This window comes from Nonomuraea sp. NPDC049486 (assembly GCF_040676925.1).
GTDB lineage: Bacteria > Actinomycetota > Actinomycetes > Streptosporangiales > Streptosporangiaceae > Nonomuraea > Nonomuraea ferruginea.
Map to the genome: position 1 here is coordinate 163,790 of NZ_JBFAPV010000017.1, position 17,375 is coordinate 181,164.

Here is a 17,375-nt window from a genome sequence, read left to right on the forward strand (position 1 = left end):
GCCGCCCTGCGGGGCACCGGCCGCAGCAGCACGCGCTGGGCGGCCTCAGTGACCAGCCTGACGTTGGCCGGCTCGCGCTCCCGCCGCAGCCGCAGCGGGCATGGCCTGCGGCACGAAGCGTACGAAGGGAATCTGCCGCCCGACCTCGAGGTAATCCTCCACGCTGCCGTCCACTGCGAAGCCCATGATGGCGCAGAGCCGGCGGGCGGCGGCCTGATGGCGTGGCGCGTACCGAGCCATGATCTCACCACCCTCCTCAGCAGGCAGCAGCCGGGCGACGGCGGGGAAGGTTCTGCCGCCCACCTGGAGGACGACCTCCGGTGTCTTCGTGATGTTCCTGTACCAGTCGGCGCGCGGGCCGAAGCCTGAGGCCGCCACGTAGCCGCGCCCGTCGCGCTCCACGACCTCGATGACGGCCTGGCGGGGCTTTCCCGAGACGCGGCCGACATGGATGAGCAGCATCACCCTGCTCCCCAGCAGCCGGCCCAGCCCCAGCCGGTACAGGTGAATGGGCAGCCGCCACAACGTGCGCCGCAGCCCCGACGGCGGATCAGGCCTCTCCACGATGTCCATGCTGTTCCTTCCTGACTGTTTCCGATTGAGGGCTCAGCAGGTCCTCGACGGCCGCCATCGCCTCGCCGGTGTCCAGGCCGGGGTCGAGCATGCGGTGGAGCATCAGTCCGTCGATCAACGCGGCGACCAGGGTGGCCGCGCCGGAGCGACGCCCCGTCGACCAGTCCGGATGCAGCTCACCCAGCCGCCGCCCGAGCCGCTCACGCGCCCGCCGCAGCTCGTCCCGCAGCACCTCGCCGAGCGCGGGGTCGCGCATCGCCCCCGCGATGAGCTCGACGCCCATCCGGATCATCCGTTCGTCACCGGCGGTCTCGGAGGTGAGCCGTTGGACGACCGTGAGCGCCTGCCGGTCGTCCTCGGCGGCGAGCAACTCGTCCAGGAGCGGGCCGATGATCAGTTCACCGGCCCTGCGGGCGATCGCCGTCCGCAATCCCGGCAGGCCCCCGAAGTGGTAATGAATCAGGCCCGGTTTGGTCATGGCCCGCTCGGCCACGGCGCGCGTGGTGACGGCCGGCCAGCCTCCTTCGCACAGGAGCGCGACACCAGCGTCGACAAGCTGCTCCCGGCGGCGGTCCCCGCGGGCGGAACTTGGTCGGTCGACCAACTTGGCCATGTGGCCAAGATACCACTCACCTCTCGGCCATTCACCCCCCGTCCCCCTTTGGTGGACAGGCGCCCGACCTCCATCAGCGCCCCGACCTCCCGGTCAGCGTCCCCAGGACAGAGCGAGCGATGATGGAGTGAGAGCAGTGAGGAGGTCTCTCCATGGCGAACCTTCCTGCACCCTTCGTCCTGGTGGGAGTGGACGGCTCGGACACCAGCAAGGATGCTCTGCGCTGGGCGGCACGCCAGGCCGAACTGACCAGAGCCGAACTCCACGTCATCCACGCCTGGCGCCTTCCAACCAGCTATGGCTACTCCGTGGACTTCTCCGATGCGGACTTCGCCGGTGCGGCGCGCAAACTCCTGGAGCAGGTGGCGGACGAGGTCCTGGGCGATTCCATGTCCGTACCGGTCACCCTCCAGGTGTTCGAAGGCCATCCCGCCACGGTGCTGATCGACGCCGCGCGTGACGCCTCTCTGCTCGTCGTGGGCAACCGGGGGCACGGGCCGGTCATCGGCACGCTGCTGGGATCGGTGGCCCTGCACTGCGTGCACCACGCACCGTGTCCGGTCGTCGTGTTCCGGCACCCGCCCGACGCGGTCAGCCCCACTGGAAGCGAACGGTAGGAACGGCGCACGCAGGGTATTCAAGGCATGCCGCGGCGTCAGACAGGAAACGGGGATCGGGGTGCTTCTCGGGTCAGGGAGTGAACTCCTCCATCTCGCCGACCGCGACATCGCTACCGTTCAACCGCCAAAACGGTCATGTGTGGCGTGGCGAACACCGGCCAGGTGATCAAAGCGGAGTCTGCGGACGATCGTCCAAGGAACGGGATAGACGATGGGGCCATCCGATCTTCGGGGCAGGCTGGCTGTCCTGGGAGACATGCTGCGCACCCAGCTCTGGCTGCTGCCCTCCCTCGGCGTGGGTCTTGCTCTGGGTCTTGGAGTGGGACTACCCCGACTGGATGCAAGGCTGGGACCCGACGTCCCCTCGTGGGCGGCGCCCTACCTGTTCGGCGGGGGTGCCAGCGCGGCCCGGGCAGTGCTGGGCGCCATCGCCGGCTCTCTCATCACGGTGACGTCGCTGACCTTCTCCATGACGGTGGTGGCCCTGCAACTCGCGAGCAGTCAGTTTTCGCCGCGCCTCCTACGCACGTTCACCCGGGACCGGGTCGTCCAGTCCACCCTGGCGCTGTTCCTGGCCACCTTCACCTATGCCCTCACCGTGTTGCGCACGATCCGATCCCCCGGCGAGTCAAGAGACATCTTCGTGCCCCAGATAGCGGTGACCACGGGATTCGTCCTGGCTCTGGTCAGCGTTCTCGCCCTCGTGCTGTTTCTCGCGCACCTGGCCCGGGAGTTGCGGGCGGAAACGACGTTGCTCAAGGTGCACGCCGAGGCGAACGAGACCATCCGCCGGGGCCTTCCGCCGCGGAGTTCCACGTCGCTGGATGTGACACCCGTGTCGCCGCCTCCTGACACGTTGCCCCTGCGCGCTGGGGCCTCCGGTTTCGTGCTGAGGATGGATGAGAGCTCACTGCTGTCCGCGGCGGTGGAGGCCGACGCCGTCCTGCTCATCGACTGCTGTCCGGGCAGTCTGCTGGTCGCAGGAACCCCGCTGGGAGCCGGCTGGCCGCGTGCCGCGGGATCGTTCGACACCGATGTCGAACTCCGGCTCACCCGGCAAGTCTCCAGGGCGATAAGCACGGGGCCCGAACGCACCGCGGCTCAAGACGTGACGTACGGGCTGCGGCAGCTCATCGACGTGGCCGTCAAGGCGCTGTCGCCGGGGATCAACGATCCCACCACGGCCGTCCACGCCCTGGGCCATGTGTCGATCGTCCTGTGCGAGCTGGCAGGCCGTCAGCTCGGACCACGGCCGCTGCGTGACGAGCGGGGCGACGTACGGGTCATGCTGTATCAGCCGAACATCGCCGACTTGCTCACGATGACGCTGGTGCAACCCCTCCACTACGGCGCTCACGACTCCACCGTCCTGGCCCAGATGTTCTCCCTGCTGCGTGACCTCGCCTGGCACGTTTCCGCCGACCAGCGCCCGGCAATCACCCATCAGCTGGAGGTCCTGCGCGCCCAAGCCGCCGAGCAACGATTCGGATCGAGGGAGATGGCGCGTTTCGACATGCTGTCCAATCAGGTCGAACAGGCACTGACCGGCCGCTGGGCACCCGCGTGGATTCCGTCGTGAACATGCTCCTCCCTGAAGCGCCGCGACGGTGGCGGGGCGGCGACCGATCGATCTCGCCTACCGGCTCCGTGACTCTCCGGCCAGGCTGAGGATGTCCTCCGGGAGGCCTCGTGCGGCGGATCCGGCGCGCGGGCCGTCGGCTGCGGCCGCCATCCTGGTGTGGGTGGCGGCCAGGCGTATGGCGTCGGCGAGCGCGTCCGAGGTCAGACGGCGCTGCGGCTGGGACGGCATGGCGGCGCCGGCCAGGAGCACTGCGGCGATGCCGCAGCACTCCTCCTGCCGCAGCCCTCGACACCACGAGCATGCAGGCCAAGGCATCGGCGCCGATGCCCATCCCGGCAGCTCAGGCCGCAGTTCGGTGGTCACGTCCTCGCCTGGGCGGGCGTGGTCGGCGCGGTAGCCGAAGAAGGCGACGATGCGGCTGTCGGGGATGCTGATGACCGCGGCGATGCGGCCGCCGGAGGACAGGGTGCCGGTGGCGCCGGTGGCGATGGAGGCAGGGCGCTTGTCGAGCATGTAGACGGCGACCTTGTGCTCCAGATCGAGCAGGAAGTCCTCTTCCGGGCCGAACAGCAGGGCGCGGGTGGCCGAGTGCAGGCCGTCCGCGCCGATCAGCAGATCACCTTCCTCCTCGGTGCCGTCGGTCAAGGTCACGCGCACGGTGATCGAAGGCGCCGCAGCCCTCGGCATCGACGTCGAAGTCGTCCACCGCCGCCCCGCAACCAGAGGATTCGCCGTCCTGCCCCGCCGCTGGGTCGCCGAGCGGACACTCGGCTGGCTCATGCACCACCGCCGCCTGGCGCGCGACTACGAGACCCTGCCGGCAGAACCCCAGGATCAAACACCCACTTACAGCACGCCTCCTGCCAGACACCCCGCTCCTCCGACAAGCGGCCCCGGCGGTCCGCCCAAGGCAAGCGATGGCCGCCCTGGGACAAGCAGGCCGCCGGGTATTGCTTCAAGAGCCCCCGCAAGGCGCTCGGTCCGAGGAGCGCCGGGCGTCCCCGATGGCGCGGGCTGCGTTGATCAGGCCGATGTGGCTGAGGGCCTGAGGGTAGTTGCCGATCGCCTTGTGGGCGAGCCAGAAGGTGCACAGCAGGAACGGGCCCTCCTGGCCCGCCAGCCCGTCGGCGGAACGGTAGCGGTACACCAGCCCTCTCGCGTCGGTCAGCCGGGTGGCGACAGCCTGCACGGTGGAGCGGATTCTCGGGTCGTCCGGCGGCAGGAATCCGACCAGAGGCATCATCAGGGTGGCGGCGTCAACATGGGTGCCACCGAACGTCTGGGTGAAGGCACCCGCCTGCTCGTTCCATCCGTGGGTCAGGATCGCGGCGTGGATCTCGTCCCGGACGCGCGTCCAGTCGGCGACCCGGGAGGCGGCCCCCAGCACGGGGGCCAAGGTGATCGCTCTGTTGAGTCCCACCCAGCACATCAGCTTGGAGTGCGTGAAGTGCCGGCTGGGGCCACGGACCTCCCACAGACTCTGATCCGGCTCCTGCCAGCGGCGCGCGGCGGTCTCGGCCACTCCGATCAGCAGCGAGCGCGTGAGGGGGTCGAACGGGCCGATGTCCCGGTAGGTCTGGTGGGCGGCATCGAGCAGTTCGCCGTACACATCGAGTTGGCGCTGGCGCCAGGCGTCGTTGCCGACCCGTACGGGGGCGCTGTCACGCCATCCCCGCAGATGCGACAGCTGCCGTTCGCTCAGGTCGCGCTCGCCGCCGATGCCGTACATGATCTGCAGGTCCGGGTCCGCGTCGACCTGGGTCGCGCAGGCGCGGGACAGGAAGGTGAAGAAGGCGGTTTCTTCCTCCTCGCAGGTGGCCGTGTTCAGGGCGTGCAGGGTGAAGCTGGCATCGCGGACCCAGGTGTAGCGGTAGTCCCAGTTGCGCTCCCCGCCGATGCTCTCCGGCAGGGAGGTCGTGGCCGCGGCCACGATGGCCCCCGTCGGGGCGTAGGTCATCGCGCGCAGAACCCGGCCGCTGTGGTTGACCTGCCGGCGCCAGGGGCCCTCGTAGTCGCCGTGCCCGCGTGACCAGGAGCGCCATCCCGCGACGGTGTCGCGGATCCGGCGCGCGACGGCCCGGGAGGTACGGCGCGGCGGGTCGGGCGCCCAGGCCCGGTCGGTCTGCAGGGCCAGGCCCACGTTCTGTCCCGCGCGCAGGGTGAGAGCGGCGTCCGCGACCGAGCCGCTGGTACGGAACTCCACCGGACTGGACAGGGTGAGCACGTCGGAGCCCCCACGGGCGATCAGGCCGCCGCGGACCGGTTGCATCAGCGGGCGGACGAGCCCGAACTCGGGCCGGGGCGCGTACACGATCTCCACCGGCACTCGCCCTTCGGTGCAGGCGAGCCGACGGAGGAGCAGGCCAGGGGAAGACGTGCCCAGCGCGTGGGCGCGTTCGCCACGACCCAGCGCGAGCGCGTCCAAGAGCACCAAGGTGCCGTCGCGCGTCCGGAACGTGGTCTCCAGCACAAGGGTGTCCTCGACGTACCGACGGGTCACCTCGGCCGGACATGTCGGCCGGATCGTCCAGAATCCGGCCTCTTCGTCCAGCAGCCGGGCGAAGAGCGCCGGACTGTCGAAACGCGGCAGGCACAGCCAGTCGACAGAACCGTCGGACGTGACCAGCGCGGCGGACCGGCAGTCCGACAGCATCGCGTAGTCGCCGATCGGCCGGGCACTCAATGTCCGGCCCGCCCCACGTCCAGGCGTCGCAGCACGTGGAGCAGTGCCGAGACGGCGAAGAACACCAGGGTGACCAGGATCCATCGGTGGAGGTAAGGGAGGGTACTCAAACCGACCGCCGCCCTGTAGTTGGGCTCGGCGCCGCGCAGGATGAGTGGGGACCACACCACCAGCAGCAGGAGGGAGAACGCGGCCGGCACGCGCAGGTAGTTGACCGGAGCCGGCCGCCGCCCCGCCGGCCGTGGCCTGCGCCGAGCAGTCGTACGACGGCGACGGGTACGGGCAGCGGCAGACCGTGCGGCGAGGTCAGCGGCGGAGTAGAGAGGGAACAGCACCAGATCGTGGAGGACGACGGCCCCCACGAGCCACACCAGAAAGCCCCGCCAGATCCCCACCTCGACCACCCGGGTGGCGGCGTAGCCGGCGACCAGGAAACAGAGGGCGAGGACGAGCAGGTGCCACGGCGGAGCGCCGTAGGTCCTGGCCCACCGGCTGTGGCCGTTCACGATCGCTCCTGGATGAAGTCGAGCTCGCGCACCCACTTCGTGTTGTGCACGCCGGGGGCGTTGGGGACGATGACCCGCGCCGGATAGCCGTGGTCGAGAGACAGGTCGGCGCCGTTGACCCGCAGCGCCAGCAGCGAGCGCGGGTCGGCGACCTGCGCGCCGCTGAGCGAGGCCCGACCGAAATAGCCCCCGCGTTGCAGAGAACTGGTGGTGACACCTGTCGAGCCGGCCCGGATCCCAGCGAGGCGGGCGAGGTCGGCCAGCCGTACACCGGTCCAGGTCTGGACGGTCGACCAGCCTTCCACACAGGCGATCGGCAAGGCGTAGGTGTACAGCGGCATCGCCAGCAGGTCTTCACGGAAGAGGTGCACCCGCTGTGGTCCGACGAGTGCCAGCCGCCAGGACGCGCCGGTCTGAGCTGCTGTCACGCCGAGGCTCGCCGCCGTCTTGTTGACCTGGAAATCGTTGGGGCCAGGACCGTAGAGGCGCCCATGAGGAGCGAGCAGCGCGGTACGGCGCAGCGGCCCGTCGATGCACTGGCCGACGGACAGGCCGAACATGATCAGCGAACCGCCGCCGGCGAAGGCCAGCAGGCCGCGTCTGGACATCGTGGGGGGCGCCGGGTCGACGGCGACCAGGCCATCGGGGTCCGGCGGCTCCGGGCGGGTGTCCGCCACAGAGCTGCGCAGGTGGTCGCGCAGGCCGTACGTCCGCAGGGTGTGGATGACGCGGGGCAGCTTGATGACGACGTGGACGACGAAGGCGGCCAGGAAGATCCATGCGCCGTAGAAGTGGGCCGGGTAGAAGGAGAACGGGAAGACGTAGAAGAGCTGGATGTTGAGGATTCCGGTCACGAACTGGAAGACCGCGCCGCCGACCAGGAGCAGCAGGCTGGCCCGTTCGACGGCCTCCGCGACGGAGCGGGCGGGCGGCCAGGAGAACAGCTTGGGGATCACCGACCACAGCTTGGCCAGCAGGATCGGCACCAGGGTCAACCCGCCGACGACGTGCACGCCCTGGGTGACCCGGTACAACCAGACGGGGTCCGTGGGCCAGTCGAACAGATAGAAGCCCAGCAGTCCCCTGCCGGGGGTCGTGTCGTTGCCCGGCAGCCGGGGCTCGTACGCGGCGTACGACACCAGCCCGGTGATCGCGACGAGGGTGATCCCGGCCAGCAGGACCAGTCCGAGCACCGAGGTCAGCCAGGGGCCGCGGAGCGGACTGCGCCAGAACTCCGGCCGGAACGGCCCGGGCGGCCCGCTCCACCCCTTGAGGCGCGCGGCCAGGCGGCCCTTCTTGCCGGCTTTCGCGCCGCGCCACACATCCGGCACCGATCCCCCCGAAATCCCACGTCGACTGTCCGGTCTCCTTACCGGAAGCGGTCTTTCCAATGCCACGCCCTCGCACCCATTCGGCAATATCAGGCCGTCCGCCGTGCTGCCGGTGAGGGACGGACCACGCGTACGACCACCCCTGCGGCCACCGCCAGCGCGGCAAGGGCGTAGGCGACGGTCCCCGAGCCGGTGCCCAGGTACGCCGCGCCGCTCGCCAGCGGGACGCCGAGCCACTCCCACCGGCCGTCGAGGGCGACCAGCGCGACGACCAGCACCGCGTACCAGGAATAGCCGGGTGTGAACACGAGGAACCCCACCCCGGTCACCACCAGCGCGCCCTGCCACGGCCGGTCCGCGTCACCGTGGCGGAGGACGTGGAAGATCGCGATCCCGACGATGACCAGGGCCGCGGGCAACGCCCACGAGTCGGGAAGGACCAGTCGCAGCAACGCATACCGGTCCCTGCTGCCGGCATCGTCGTAACCCTCCTCGGTCAGGTACCCGAAGAAGTATCCGAGTACCGAGCCGCGCGAGGCGAGCGCGTACGGCAGATAGGCGAGCGCCACGACGAGGGCGGCGGGGCCGAGGACGGCCAGAGTGTCGAGCATCCGGCGCGCCGGCGTCCTTCCGTCTGCCGCGAGGACCCCGGAGAGCGCTCCGGGGGCGGTGACGGCGGGCAGCAGCTTGGCCGCGGCCGCCGCGCCGAGCAGCGTGCCGCCGAGGACCCTGTGCCTGTTCACCGTGGTCAGCGCGATGACGGTGAGCAGGACGCCGAGCCCGTCGACGTGGGCGTTGTTCACCAGTTCGAGCGGGACGGCGGGACACCACGCGTAGCAGGCGGTGTACGCCGGAGCGTTACCCCGGGTGCCGGCCCGCCGGCCGAGCGCGATCAGCAACACGGCTGAGGTCGCGAGCGCCAGGAGCGCACCGCCGACCTGCAACGGCTTGTGCCGTGCCCCTTCGGGAGAGAGCCCGTGCACCAGCAGGAAGTACGCCTCCGCCAGCGGCGGATAGATCGTGTGCACGCCGGGACGGTTGATCCGCGTGCACGACGCGACCGTGTCTCCGGAGGGGATCGGGTAACGATCGGGCCCCTCGCAGCCATCGCCGCTGGGGAAGAGCCAGCGGTCGCGCAGCCGCGCCAGCGCCGCCTCGGCCGGTGTGTGATCGTAGGGCGAGACGCCCGCGGCCTGCACCCGTCCGTCCCAGGCGTAACGGTAGGAGTCGGTGCTGGTGGCGGGCGGCGAGAGGAGGCCGGTGGCGGTCACGGCGATCCCACCGGCGATCAGCAGGCACGTCGCCTGGCGTGTCGGCAGCCCGCGCACAGCCCATATGGCCGCGTAGAAGAACGCCCACGCCAGCGCGTACGGCCAGAACAGGCCGCGGCGGTCCGCCGGAACGGCGTCCTGGCCGATCGCCCACGCGAGCGTCCCGGCCAGGGCGACCAGCAGGACGGCCGTTCCCGCCGTGCGGCGGATCACGCCGGGCAGGCCAGGGGTGCGGTGGCGAACTCCTTCATTCCCTCGTCGAACCCGATCCGGGCGTGGAAGCCGAGCTCCGCGCCCGCCTTGTGCGGAGCTGCCACGATGTGCCGGACGTCACCCAAGCGGTACTCCCCCGTCGTCACCGGCTCCGGCCCGCCACGCTGACCGGCCAGTGCCGCCGCCAGGTCGCCGATACTGCGCGGCTCCCCGCTGGCGATGTTGAACGCGTCCAGCAGGCCGGGCCGGCCGCCGGAGAGCGCGGCGACGTTCGCGCGGGCGACATCGCGGACGTGGACGAAATCCCGCAGTTGCCCGCCGTCCTCGAACACCCTGGGTGCTCGACCGGCCTCCAACGCGGATCTGAAGATCGCCGCCACCCCGGAGTACGGCGTGTCCCGTGGCATCCGCGGCCCGTACACGTTGTGGTATCGCAACGCGACGGCCGTGCCGCCGGTCTCGCGCGCCCAGTTGGCGGCCAGATGCTCCTGCGCCAGTTTGCTGGTGGCGTACGCGTTGCGGGGATCCGTCGGCGCGTTCTCATCGATGGTGGCGTGGACCACCTCCGAGTCGCACCGGGGGCAACGAGGTTCGAAGTGCCCGCGTGCCAGAGCGGCGGCGGAACGCGGCGCGGGCCGTACCCTGCCATGACCCGGGCAGTCGTAGGCGCCCTCGCCGTAGACCACCATCGAGGAGGCCAGTACCAGCCGCCCGATCTCGTGCCGGGCCATCGCGGCGAGCAGCACGGCCGTGCCGTACACGTTGACCGAGGCGTAGTCCGGCAGGTCGGCCACGTTCACGCCGAGCCCGACCTTGGCCGCCTGGTGCACGACGACGTCGGCCCCTGTCATCGACCGGTCGAGCGCGGCGCCGTCGCGCACGTCGTCGCCGGTCCTGAGGTCGAGACGGATCACCTCGTGCCCGGCCGCTTCCAGCGCCTCCGCCACATGGCTTCCGATGAACCCGGCCGCGCCGGTGACCAGCACCTTCGCCTCGCGAGAAGGGGTCATCACGACACCGCCGTCCCGGCGAGCGCGGCGGCGAAGCGGGAGTGGGGAGCCAGCGCCGCCACCTCGATCGCGTCCGCCATGGTGTCCACGTCGGTCAGGCAGGGCAGGCAGGCGACGCTCATCCCTGCCTCGGTCAGTCTGTTCAACTGGATCTCTCCCGTGATCGGCTCGGACATCGGCACACCGAGCAGCAGATCGGGGTCGGGGGCGCGCAGCCCGAGCAGCCAGAACCCGCCGTCCGTCGCGGGGCCGAACACCGCGTCGTGGGCGCCGAGCAACGACACGGCGTCGGCCAGCAGGCCGGCGGTCACCTGCGGGGTATCCATGCCGATGAGCACGATCGGGGTGGGCGAGAGCCGGTGGGCGTCGTCGAACGCGGCGGCGAGCCGTTCGTCCAGGCCGTCGCCGCGCTGCGGGACGACCGTGAACCCAGTGGGCAGCCACGCCCCGGGAGACCCGTCGAGAGCGATCACGCGGCGGGCCACCGGAACCCGGGCGACCGTCCGCAGCGTATCCTCCAGGGCGGCGCCGGCCAGTGCCGCGGCCTCGCGCGGCGTGCAGGGCGGGGTCAGGCGGGTCTTCACTCTCCCGGGTACGGGCTCCTTGGCGATCACCAGGAGTTGCGCGCCGTCGGCATGGTGCGAACTCACGTCATACCGCCCTGTCTGCCATGACCCGGCGCATGTCACCGATCGTCCGTAGCGTGCCGCGCACCGTACCGGTCACCTTCGACCTCCCCGTACGGGCCAGATAGTCCACCTCGACCTCGGCGATCCGCCAGCCGGCCGCACCGGCGCGCAGCACCATCTCCAGGGGGTAGCCGAACCGCCGGTCCACCAGTTCCAGGGCCGACAGGGCGGCGCGTCCGCACGCCCGCATCGGCCCCAGGTCGTGCAGGTCTGCGCCGGTACGGCGGCGCAGCTCGCGAGCCAGCACGGCGTTGCCGAGCCGGGCGTGCACCGGCCAGGAGGCGCCCGGTCCAAGGACGCGGCGACCGAGGACAAGATCGGCCTCACCCGCCCGGACCGGGCCGGCGACGCGCGGCAACTGCCCAGGATCGAGGGACGCATCGGCGTCCATGAAGCACACCACGTCCGCCGTCGCGGCCGTCAGCCCCGCGTGGCACGCGGCGCCGAATCCGGGCCGGGGCTCGGCCACCACCATCGCGCCGAACTCCGTCGCGACTCTCGCGGATCCGTCGGTCGAACCGTTGTCGACCACGATCGGGCGGAAGCCGGACGGCATCCGCCCGAGCACCCAGGGCAGGGCCGCCTCCTCATTCAGACAGGGCAGAACCACGTCGATCTCCATGGGCCGACGCTAACGCGGCGACAGCGCCGTTCTTCTTACGAAAGGATGACGTCGTTCCGAGAAATGACCGGCTCGGGTCCGCGGAAACACAGTTTCATGGTCGGCCTCGCGGTTTGGGCCGCTGGGCCCCGTGCCCTGGCAGGACATGCGACGTGTCCTAATCTGTCATATTTTGGCTTTCCATCGAGGGCATGTTGGACGCACTTTTGCCCGACGGTCGTGGCCTCGTGCCCGTAACAGCCTCGTAAGGATCGGCTCCGACCCGTCGGGGTAGTGTCTGCAGCGTGATCATCGGTAGCCGTGCGAACGTCGTCCTCCACTGGGGAAAAGCCGCGTGATCGGCGCTTTCTATGAAGACTGTCTCAAAGGCGGAGACGTAGAAATCGAATATTCCGACGGCCTGATACGACCGCTCTCCGCCGAGCGCTGGCTCCGGTACAACGAGGGCGACGAGCACATTCTGGCCCGATGCGGCGGCCCCACGCTCGATGTCGGTTCGGGACCCGGAAGACTGACCGTTGCGCTCACCCGGATGGGGATTCCCGCCATGGGCATCGACATCGCGCCGTTGGCCGTGGAGCTGACCCGCCGCGCCGGCGGTCTGGCGCTGCGCACGTGCGTCTTCGAGCCCCTTCCAGGAACCGGGCGGTGGGCCGAGGCGCTCCTGGCCGACGGCAACATCGGCATCGGCGGCGACCCGGCAGCCCTCCTCCGGCGCATGCGCGAGCTGGTCAGGCCAGGAGGCACAGTGATCGCCGAGCTCTCACCACCGAGGTCACCGAGCAAGGTCCAGACCGTACGGCTGCGCCAGGCCGGGCGTACGGGCGACTGGTTCACCTGGGCGACCGTCTCGATCGACGATATCGCCGCCCTTGCCAGGCGATCCGGGTTCCCCACCGTCGAACGCTGGAACGCGGCGGGGCGATGGTTCGCATCCCTCTCATGACCCGTCCGGCCGCGCGGCCCCGCGCCCGGCCGACGACGGGGTGCCCAAAGGTGACCGCCAGCCTGCTGCGCGCGGAGAAGGCGGCCCAGCGCACGAGAGAGAGCCAGGCCCGCATCGGCGACGCTCATCGAGGGGCGGCCGGCCGAGACTGAACCGGTCCGGGGGCGGTCTTACGAACGCTGATCCAGCTCGCGCCGTCCCTGGAGTTGCGCCTGCTGCTGCGTGACCTGGGCGGCGGCTACGGCTTCACGGCCTCGACGAAGCGCTCGAGATCCGACACCGTCAGCTCCCGCCCGGCCAGCTCCACGGCCGGCGCCAGGTAGCGGTGCCGGTATTCGGCGCTGCCGACCTGCTCCCGCTCGATCCAGCCATAGCGTCCCAGCAGAGCGCCCACCTCGTCCGGAGCCAGGCCGAACCGCCACACCCGCCGCTTCGTCACGAACTCCTCATGCAGCGCCGCCGCCCCGTGGCCACCGCTGTGCAGGAAGTCGGCCAGCACGTAGGTGAACAGCAGACGGCTTCCCGGGGCCGCCCGGGACAGAAACGCCAAGGCGGCGTGCACGGCCTCCTCGCTCAGGTACTGCGTGACCGCCTCCCACACGAACACCGCCGGCCGGTCGGCCTCAAAGCCATGTACGGCCAGCGCCGTGGCCAGTACGTCGGCCAGCTCGGCGGTCTCGAAGTCGACCTCGATGAGCCGCACTTGTTCCGGCACGCCGCCGGGCAGCGCCCGCAGCCCCTGCCGCTTGCCGGCCACGTTCACCGGCAGGTCCAGCTCATAGGCCCGCCCGCCCGGCGGCGTCAGCCGGCAGGCCCGGGTGTCCAACCCGGCCCCGAGCACCACCAACTGCTCGATCCCGGCGCCGAAGGCTTCGGCGACCTTGTCATCGGCGTACCGCTTGCGGCACAGCACGCCGCCCCACACCCCCGGCGCGCGCCGGTCGGACGCGCCGGCCATCCACGCGCGCACGGCCTTCCACCGGCACGCCCGCACGGCAGCGCGCGCGGCCACCGGCAGGAGCCCGGCCACCAGCCCGTCCTCGATCAGCCGCCGGCCGGGCGGCTCGTACTGCTCGACGGCGGCGATCACCATGGGGCCGAGCGCCGTCTGCGCCGCTGCGGGCCGTCGTGTCATGCGTCATCCCTCCGCAATCCCTCTGAACGGTCCGGTTGCGAGGGCGGCGGCGGGGCGTCGTCGAACACCTTGGCCATCCACTCGAACATGGCGTGCGCCTGTCGCACCCGGGCGGACCGCTCCTCCGGGCCCTCCTCCTGGCCGGCCAGCGCCAGTCCGTCCCGGGTGATGTCCAAGAACGCGGCGATCGAGGCGATCTGCCGTTGCACCACGATCGACCAGGCGTCCTCGGCCATCCGGTAGTAGACGGTCCGCTCACCCGGCCGGGTTCGCCAGGCGAGGAATCCCATGCTGGTCAGCAGCCGCAGGTTGGAGGTCAGGGAGGCGCGGCTGGCGCCGATGGCCTCGCTGATCTGCCCCGCTGACTGCTCGGCCGGATCGCAGATCATCAGCCAGCCCAGCACTCGGCCGGCGATCGGCGGCACGCCGTCACGCGCGAGATACATGGCGATCCGTTCCGCCCACTCCACCTGCTGATCCCGTCGGCTGGTCATGCATCCTCTCCTCTTGCAGCTATTTCAGTATGAGCTAAAATACCTGCATTGATCAAGGATGCGCCCAGCTGGGGTGCTGTGGTGAGCCGGGAAGTCTGGTCGGCCCGCGACGCCGTCGCGGAGAAACAGGAGGACTTCCCGCATGACCACCCGCACCCTCAACGCGCTGCTCGGCAGCGGGGTCGTCGCCGGTGTGCTGATGCCGATGCTGCTGTGGGCCGACGGCGCCACCCGCCCGGGCTACAGCCTGTGGCACCACGGCGCCAGCCAGCTCGGCACCGGCGAGCGCGCCTGGCTGCAGACGATCAACTTCACCCTCGGCGGGCTGCTTCTGGCGGCCTTCGCACTCGGGCTGCGCCAGGTGCTGCGCGCCGGTCGCGGCGCCACCTGGGGGCCGACCCTGCTCGCCACCGCCGCGGTCGGTCTGGTGGTGGCCGGGCTGGTGCCGACCGACCCCGCGCTCGGTTATCCGCCCGGGCAGCCCACCGGCGTCACCACGAGCGGCCTCATCCACCAGGCGGCCGGCTTCGCGCTGTTCGCCGGGCTCAGCGCGGCCGCCGTTGTCCTGGCCCGACGGCTGCGCGAGCACAGCCGCGGCTGGGCGCGCTACTCGCGCCTGTCCGGTCTCCTGATCATCGCCTTCGCGTTCGCCGCCGGCATCGCCTACCGGCTCGACACCCTCGGCCGATGGCAGCCCGCCCCCGCCGGCCTGCTCGAACACCTGTCCCTGCTGACCGGCTTCTGCTGGATCATCGCCGTCGCCACCCACCTGCTGCGCATGCCCATCCCTGATGCCACTTCCAGATGATCAGCTTCCCGAAGGTGCCCGTTCCAAGATCACTATCTAGGTGTCGATGCTCGACCTTCAACCGGCCAGGATCTCGGTGACGACGACGTACAGCGCCCACAGCGACAACCCGGCCATGATGACGATCTCGCGCCAGCCGAGGGCGGGCCTGGCCTGGATGGCGTACGACATGGTGATGTTGGGCGCCGCCGGCGCGGGCGGGCGCCGGTTCTCGGCCAGGGGCTCGTTGAAGCGGTGGATGAAGATCTGGATGAGGTTCATGCCGGCGACCAGCCCCGCCGCGAAGCTCAGCGCGCTCAACCCGGCGGCGAACTGCAGGGCGATGATGGCCACGACGCACAGCAGCGTGAGGGTGTCGTAGATGCCGATGAGGCGCTGCGAGCGCGCGTAGTAGGCGGCGATCCGCTTGATCCGGACGTCATAGGGGACCAACAGCCACAGGCCGAACTTGGCCAATGCCTGCAGATAGAACAGCGCGATCACGATACCCAGCGCGATGGTCATGTCGACGTCCTTTCATAAGGTCGGGATGTCGTCGCCGCCGGTGGGGGCGGCGGTGAACCATGGGCTCAGCACGGCGGGCTCGACCAGCACGACGGAGTCCTCGGCCAGGCCGAGGATCCGCTCCAAGGCCTGGGTGTGGGCAGCGACCGTATCCTGGGCGCCGGACAGGTCCGGCCGGCCGGTGGCGTCGAAGGAAAGGACCAACTCGGCCAGCCGGTCGTTGAGGTCCTGGATCAGCGCGACGAGGACGCGGCCGGTGGCCTCCGGATGCGTGACGGCGAGCGTGTTCTCTCGCGCGCCTTGCTCAAGGATGCCGGCCAGCAGCGGCGCGATGCGGTCGGCGATGGTCGGGCGCAGCTTTTGCCGGACGACGGCGTTGTCGTCGGACTGCCAGACGCGTAGCAGCGCGACGAGCAGGTCGCGCCGCTGGTCCTTCCAGCGGCCCAGCCCGGTGAGGAAGCTCTGCAGCTTCTGCAGCGCCGGTGCGTCCGGGTCGGTGGCCAGTGGCGCCAAGGCGGCGGCGATCTGGTCGGCCATGCGTTCCATCACCGCTTCGACGAGCGCCTGCTTGGAGTCGAAGTAGTGGTAGAAGGCGCCCTTGGAGGCGCCCACCTGGGACCACACGTCCTGCACGCTCATCCGTTCGTAGCCCTTGGTGCGCAGCAGGATCTCTGCCGCGTCCAAGAACTGCGTCCGCCGTCCGGCATGCGCGGCCTGATCAACTGTTCGCGCCACTCGGTCCTCCCACTCCATTAGCGAACCGGCTGCCGGTTTATTAATAGCATGAGGGCCCCGGGCGCGTCTTGGCCCACCGGACAACAGTCACGGGTGCACATGCCGTTTCTCTTCGGGAGCCCCCTCTTCCGTGAAGTAACCCGGTCTGGTGCCTTCACAGAAGCCCAGCTCGGCCGTTCCGGCCCAAGGGCAGGATCGCCGCAAAATCACTTCACGAAAGGTCGTCGGCCTGCCCGACGCCCTCGCCGGGGCCGACGACAGCCTCGGTGAGTGGATCGAGCGCTACCTCGAGCTGGCCGTGCGTGGGGTCCGTTCGGCGGAGGTCTCCGCCAAGATCGCCCGGCACCTGGATCACTAGCCTGCTACTGGCTGGCACAGCCTCTTCTCCTGCGCGACGTGCGGGCGTGTGCCCGGTGCAGGCCGACGAGTAGCGGCCTGGATCCCTTCATGTACTGCCTGGACCTGCTGGTGCCGTTGATCAGCCTGGGCCACGACACCACCTGGGACCCTGCCGAGCGCACGCCAGGCCCCGGAGCCTGTACACCACTCCACCCGACGACATCGCCGCCGGCTGTGTCAAAGAGCCATGATCACGAGGCCCGGGCATCTGGCAGGAGCAGCGACGCTAACCGTGGCGCGTCACCGCCAGGGTGCGCAGGACGCAGAACTCGTTGCCCTCGGGGTCGGCCATGACCACCCAGCTTCGGTCTGGGCCTTGGCCCACGTCTCTCTTGGTGGCGCCGAGGCCCAGCAGTCTGGTCACCTCGTCGTCGGTGCTGCCGCCAATGGGGCTGATGTCGAGGTGGAGCCGGTTCTTCACGGTCTTGCCCTCGGGCACCTGAATGAACACCAGGGTGGGCGGCATCTGACGGGCCCGGACTTCCTCGATGGTCGGCTCCCAGGAGCCTATCTCGACCTTGCCCTCGTTCCGGTCGATCACCTTGAAGTCCAGGACCGCGCACCAGAAGGCCGCGAGTCTCTCCGGATCGTGGCAGTCGACGGCCAACTCGGTGAATTTACTGGTCATGTCTCAGTTCCCT

Annotated in this window: 20 protein-coding genes and 1 pseudogene; 6 read left to right on the forward strand and 15 right to left on the reverse strand. The window is 70.3% G+C overall.

The window, feature by feature from the left end; all coding sequences use genetic code 11:
• Positions 1 to 45: 45 nt before the first annotated feature.
• Positions 46 to 573: a nitroreductase family deazaflavin-dependent oxidoreductase gene (locus AB0K05_RS37345; RefSeq protein WP_271277044.1), complete on the reverse strand. Its 528-nt coding sequence runs from the start codon at positions 571 to 573 to the stop codon at positions 46 to 48.
• Positions 551 to 1,186, reverse strand: a complete 636-nt coding sequence (locus tag AB0K05_RS37350; protein ID WP_271277045.1) for a TetR family transcriptional regulator C-terminal domain-containing protein — start codon at positions 1,184 to 1,186, stop codon at positions 551 to 553. The genes AB0K05_RS37345 and AB0K05_RS37350 overlap by 23 nt, the downstream gene beginning before the upstream one ends.
• A gap of 152 nt (positions 1,187 to 1,338) precedes the next feature.
• Here AB0K05_RS37350 and AB0K05_RS37355 point away from each other — a divergent pair, with 152 nt between their 5' ends.
• Positions 1,339 to 1,803: a universal stress protein gene (locus tag AB0K05_RS37355; protein ID WP_271277046.1), complete on the forward strand. Its 465-nt coding sequence runs from the start codon at positions 1,339 to 1,341 to the stop codon at positions 1,801 to 1,803.
• Between the two features lie 259 nt (positions 1,804 to 2,062).
• On the forward strand, positions 2,063 to 3,385 hold the full coding sequence (locus AB0K05_RS37360) for a DUF2254 domain-containing protein (protein WP_364235708.1): 1,323 nt from the start codon (positions 2,063 to 2,065) through the stop codon (positions 3,383 to 3,385).
• A gap of 57 nt (positions 3,386 to 3,442) precedes the next feature.
• Here the strand turns inward: AB0K05_RS37360 and AB0K05_RS37365 are convergent, their stop codons facing one another.
• Positions 3,443 to 4,039 carry a hypothetical protein gene (locus AB0K05_RS37365; RefSeq protein ID WP_271277048.1) on the reverse strand — a complete coding sequence of 199 codons (597 nt, stop codon included), beginning with the start codon at positions 4,037 to 4,039 and terminating at the stop codon, positions 3,443 to 3,445.
• 7 nt (positions 4,040 to 4,046) lie between these two features.
• Between AB0K05_RS37365 and AB0K05_RS37370 the strand changes: the two are divergent.
• A pseudogene (locus tag AB0K05_RS37370) lies at positions 4,047 to 4,205 on the forward strand (IS5/IS1182 family transposase); the annotation flags it as partial.
• 138 nt (positions 4,206 to 4,343) lie between these two features.
• Here AB0K05_RS37370 and AB0K05_RS37375 read toward each other — a convergent pair.
• From AB0K05_RS37375 to AB0K05_RS37405, 7 genes are all read right to left on the reverse strand, one after another.
• A complete protein-coding gene (locus tag AB0K05_RS37375; protein ID WP_271277049.1) occupies positions 4,344 to 6,071 on the reverse strand; it encodes a glycoside hydrolase family 15 protein in 1,728 nt (575 codons plus the stop codon).
• Positions 6,068 to 6,577 (reverse strand): hypothetical protein, encoded by a 510-nt coding sequence (locus AB0K05_RS37380; protein ID WP_364235712.1) that lies wholly within the window; start codon positions 6,575 to 6,577, stop codon positions 6,068 to 6,070. Before AB0K05_RS37380 ends, AB0K05_RS37375 begins: the two co-directional genes overlap by 4 nt.
• Positions 6,574 to 7,908, reverse strand: a complete 1,335-nt coding sequence (locus AB0K05_RS37385) for a molybdopterin-dependent oxidoreductase (protein ID WP_261808471.1) — start codon at positions 7,906 to 7,908, stop codon at positions 6,574 to 6,576. The genes AB0K05_RS37380 and AB0K05_RS37385 overlap by 4 nt, the downstream gene beginning before the upstream one ends.
• 89 nt (positions 7,909 to 7,997) lie before the next feature.
• Positions 7,998 to 9,392: a glycosyltransferase 87 family protein gene (locus AB0K05_RS37390; protein WP_364235714.1), complete on the reverse strand. Its 1,395-nt coding sequence runs from the start codon at positions 9,390 to 9,392 to the stop codon at positions 7,998 to 8,000.
• The gene (locus tag AB0K05_RS37395) at positions 9,389 to 10,402 is read right to left on the reverse strand and encodes an NAD-dependent epimerase/dehydratase family protein (protein ID WP_148030824.1); all 1,014 of its coding nucleotides are present in this window, start codon (positions 10,400 to 10,402) and stop codon (positions 9,389 to 9,391) included. Before AB0K05_RS37395 ends, AB0K05_RS37390 begins: the two co-directional genes overlap by 4 nt.
• Positions 10,402 to 11,052, reverse strand: coding sequence for a TIGR04282 family arsenosugar biosynthesis glycosyltransferase (locus AB0K05_RS37400; RefSeq protein WP_148030823.1), 651 nt, complete (start codon positions 11,050 to 11,052; stop codon positions 10,402 to 10,404). Before AB0K05_RS37400 ends, AB0K05_RS37395 begins: the two co-directional genes overlap by 1 nt.
• Position 11,053: 1 nt before the next feature.
• On the reverse strand, positions 11,054 to 11,713 hold the full coding sequence (locus AB0K05_RS37405) for a glycosyltransferase family 2 protein (RefSeq protein ID WP_364235718.1): 660 nt from the start codon (positions 11,711 to 11,713) through the stop codon (positions 11,054 to 11,056).
• 334 nt (positions 11,714 to 12,047) lie between these two features.
• Between AB0K05_RS37405 and AB0K05_RS37410 the strand changes: the two genes are divergently transcribed.
• Positions 12,048 to 12,659 (forward strand): methyltransferase domain-containing protein, encoded by a 612-nt coding sequence (locus AB0K05_RS37410; RefSeq protein ID WP_364235721.1) that lies wholly within the window; start codon positions 12,048 to 12,050, stop codon positions 12,657 to 12,659.
• Between the two features lie 238 nt (positions 12,660 to 12,897).
• Here the strand turns inward: AB0K05_RS37410 and AB0K05_RS37415 are convergent, their stop codons facing one another.
• Together AB0K05_RS37415 and AB0K05_RS37420 are read right to left on the reverse strand one after the other, a co-directional pair.
• Positions 12,898 to 13,794, reverse strand: coding sequence for an SAM-dependent methyltransferase (locus AB0K05_RS37415; RefSeq protein WP_364235723.1), 897 nt, complete (start codon positions 13,792 to 13,794; stop codon positions 12,898 to 12,900).
• Positions 13,791 to 14,288, reverse strand: coding sequence for a transcriptional regulator (locus tag AB0K05_RS37420; RefSeq protein WP_219551633.1), 498 nt, complete (start codon positions 14,286 to 14,288; stop codon positions 13,791 to 13,793). Before AB0K05_RS37420 ends, AB0K05_RS37415 begins: the two co-directional genes overlap by 4 nt.
• Before the next feature lie 142 nt (positions 14,289 to 14,430).
• Between AB0K05_RS37420 and AB0K05_RS37425 the strand changes: the two genes are divergently transcribed.
• Positions 14,431 to 15,096: a DUF998 domain-containing protein gene (locus tag AB0K05_RS37425; protein ID WP_364235726.1), complete on the forward strand. Its 666-nt coding sequence runs from the start codon at positions 14,431 to 14,433 to the stop codon at positions 15,094 to 15,096.
• A 57-nt stretch (positions 15,097 to 15,153) separates the two neighbouring features.
• On the opposite strand, the gene AB0K05_RS37430 is transcribed toward AB0K05_RS37425, so the two are convergent.
• Positions 15,154 to 15,600 carry a hypothetical protein gene (locus AB0K05_RS37430; protein ID WP_148030817.1) on the reverse strand — a complete coding sequence of 149 codons (447 nt, stop codon included), beginning with the start codon at positions 15,598 to 15,600 and terminating at the stop codon, positions 15,154 to 15,156.
• Positions 15,601 to 15,612: 12 nt separating this feature from the next.
• Positions 15,613 to 16,284 (reverse strand): TetR/AcrR family transcriptional regulator, encoded by a 672-nt coding sequence (locus tag AB0K05_RS37435; RefSeq protein ID WP_187281084.1) that lies wholly within the window; start codon positions 16,282 to 16,284, stop codon positions 15,613 to 15,615.
• A 199-nt stretch (positions 16,285 to 16,483) separates the two neighbouring features.
• Between AB0K05_RS37435 and AB0K05_RS37440 the strand changes: the two genes are divergently transcribed.
• The gene (locus AB0K05_RS37440) at positions 16,484 to 16,693 is read left to right on the forward strand and encodes a hypothetical protein (protein ID WP_364235730.1); all 210 of its coding nucleotides are present in this window, start codon (positions 16,484 to 16,486) and stop codon (positions 16,691 to 16,693) included.
• A 267-nt stretch (positions 16,694 to 16,960) separates the two neighbouring features.
• Here the strand turns inward: AB0K05_RS37440 and AB0K05_RS37445 are convergent, their stop codons facing one another.
• On the reverse strand, positions 16,961 to 17,362 hold the full coding sequence (locus tag AB0K05_RS37445) for a VOC family protein (RefSeq protein ID WP_364235733.1): 402 nt from the start codon (positions 17,360 to 17,362) through the stop codon (positions 16,961 to 16,963).
• Positions 17,363 to 17,375 lie beyond the last annotated feature (13 nt).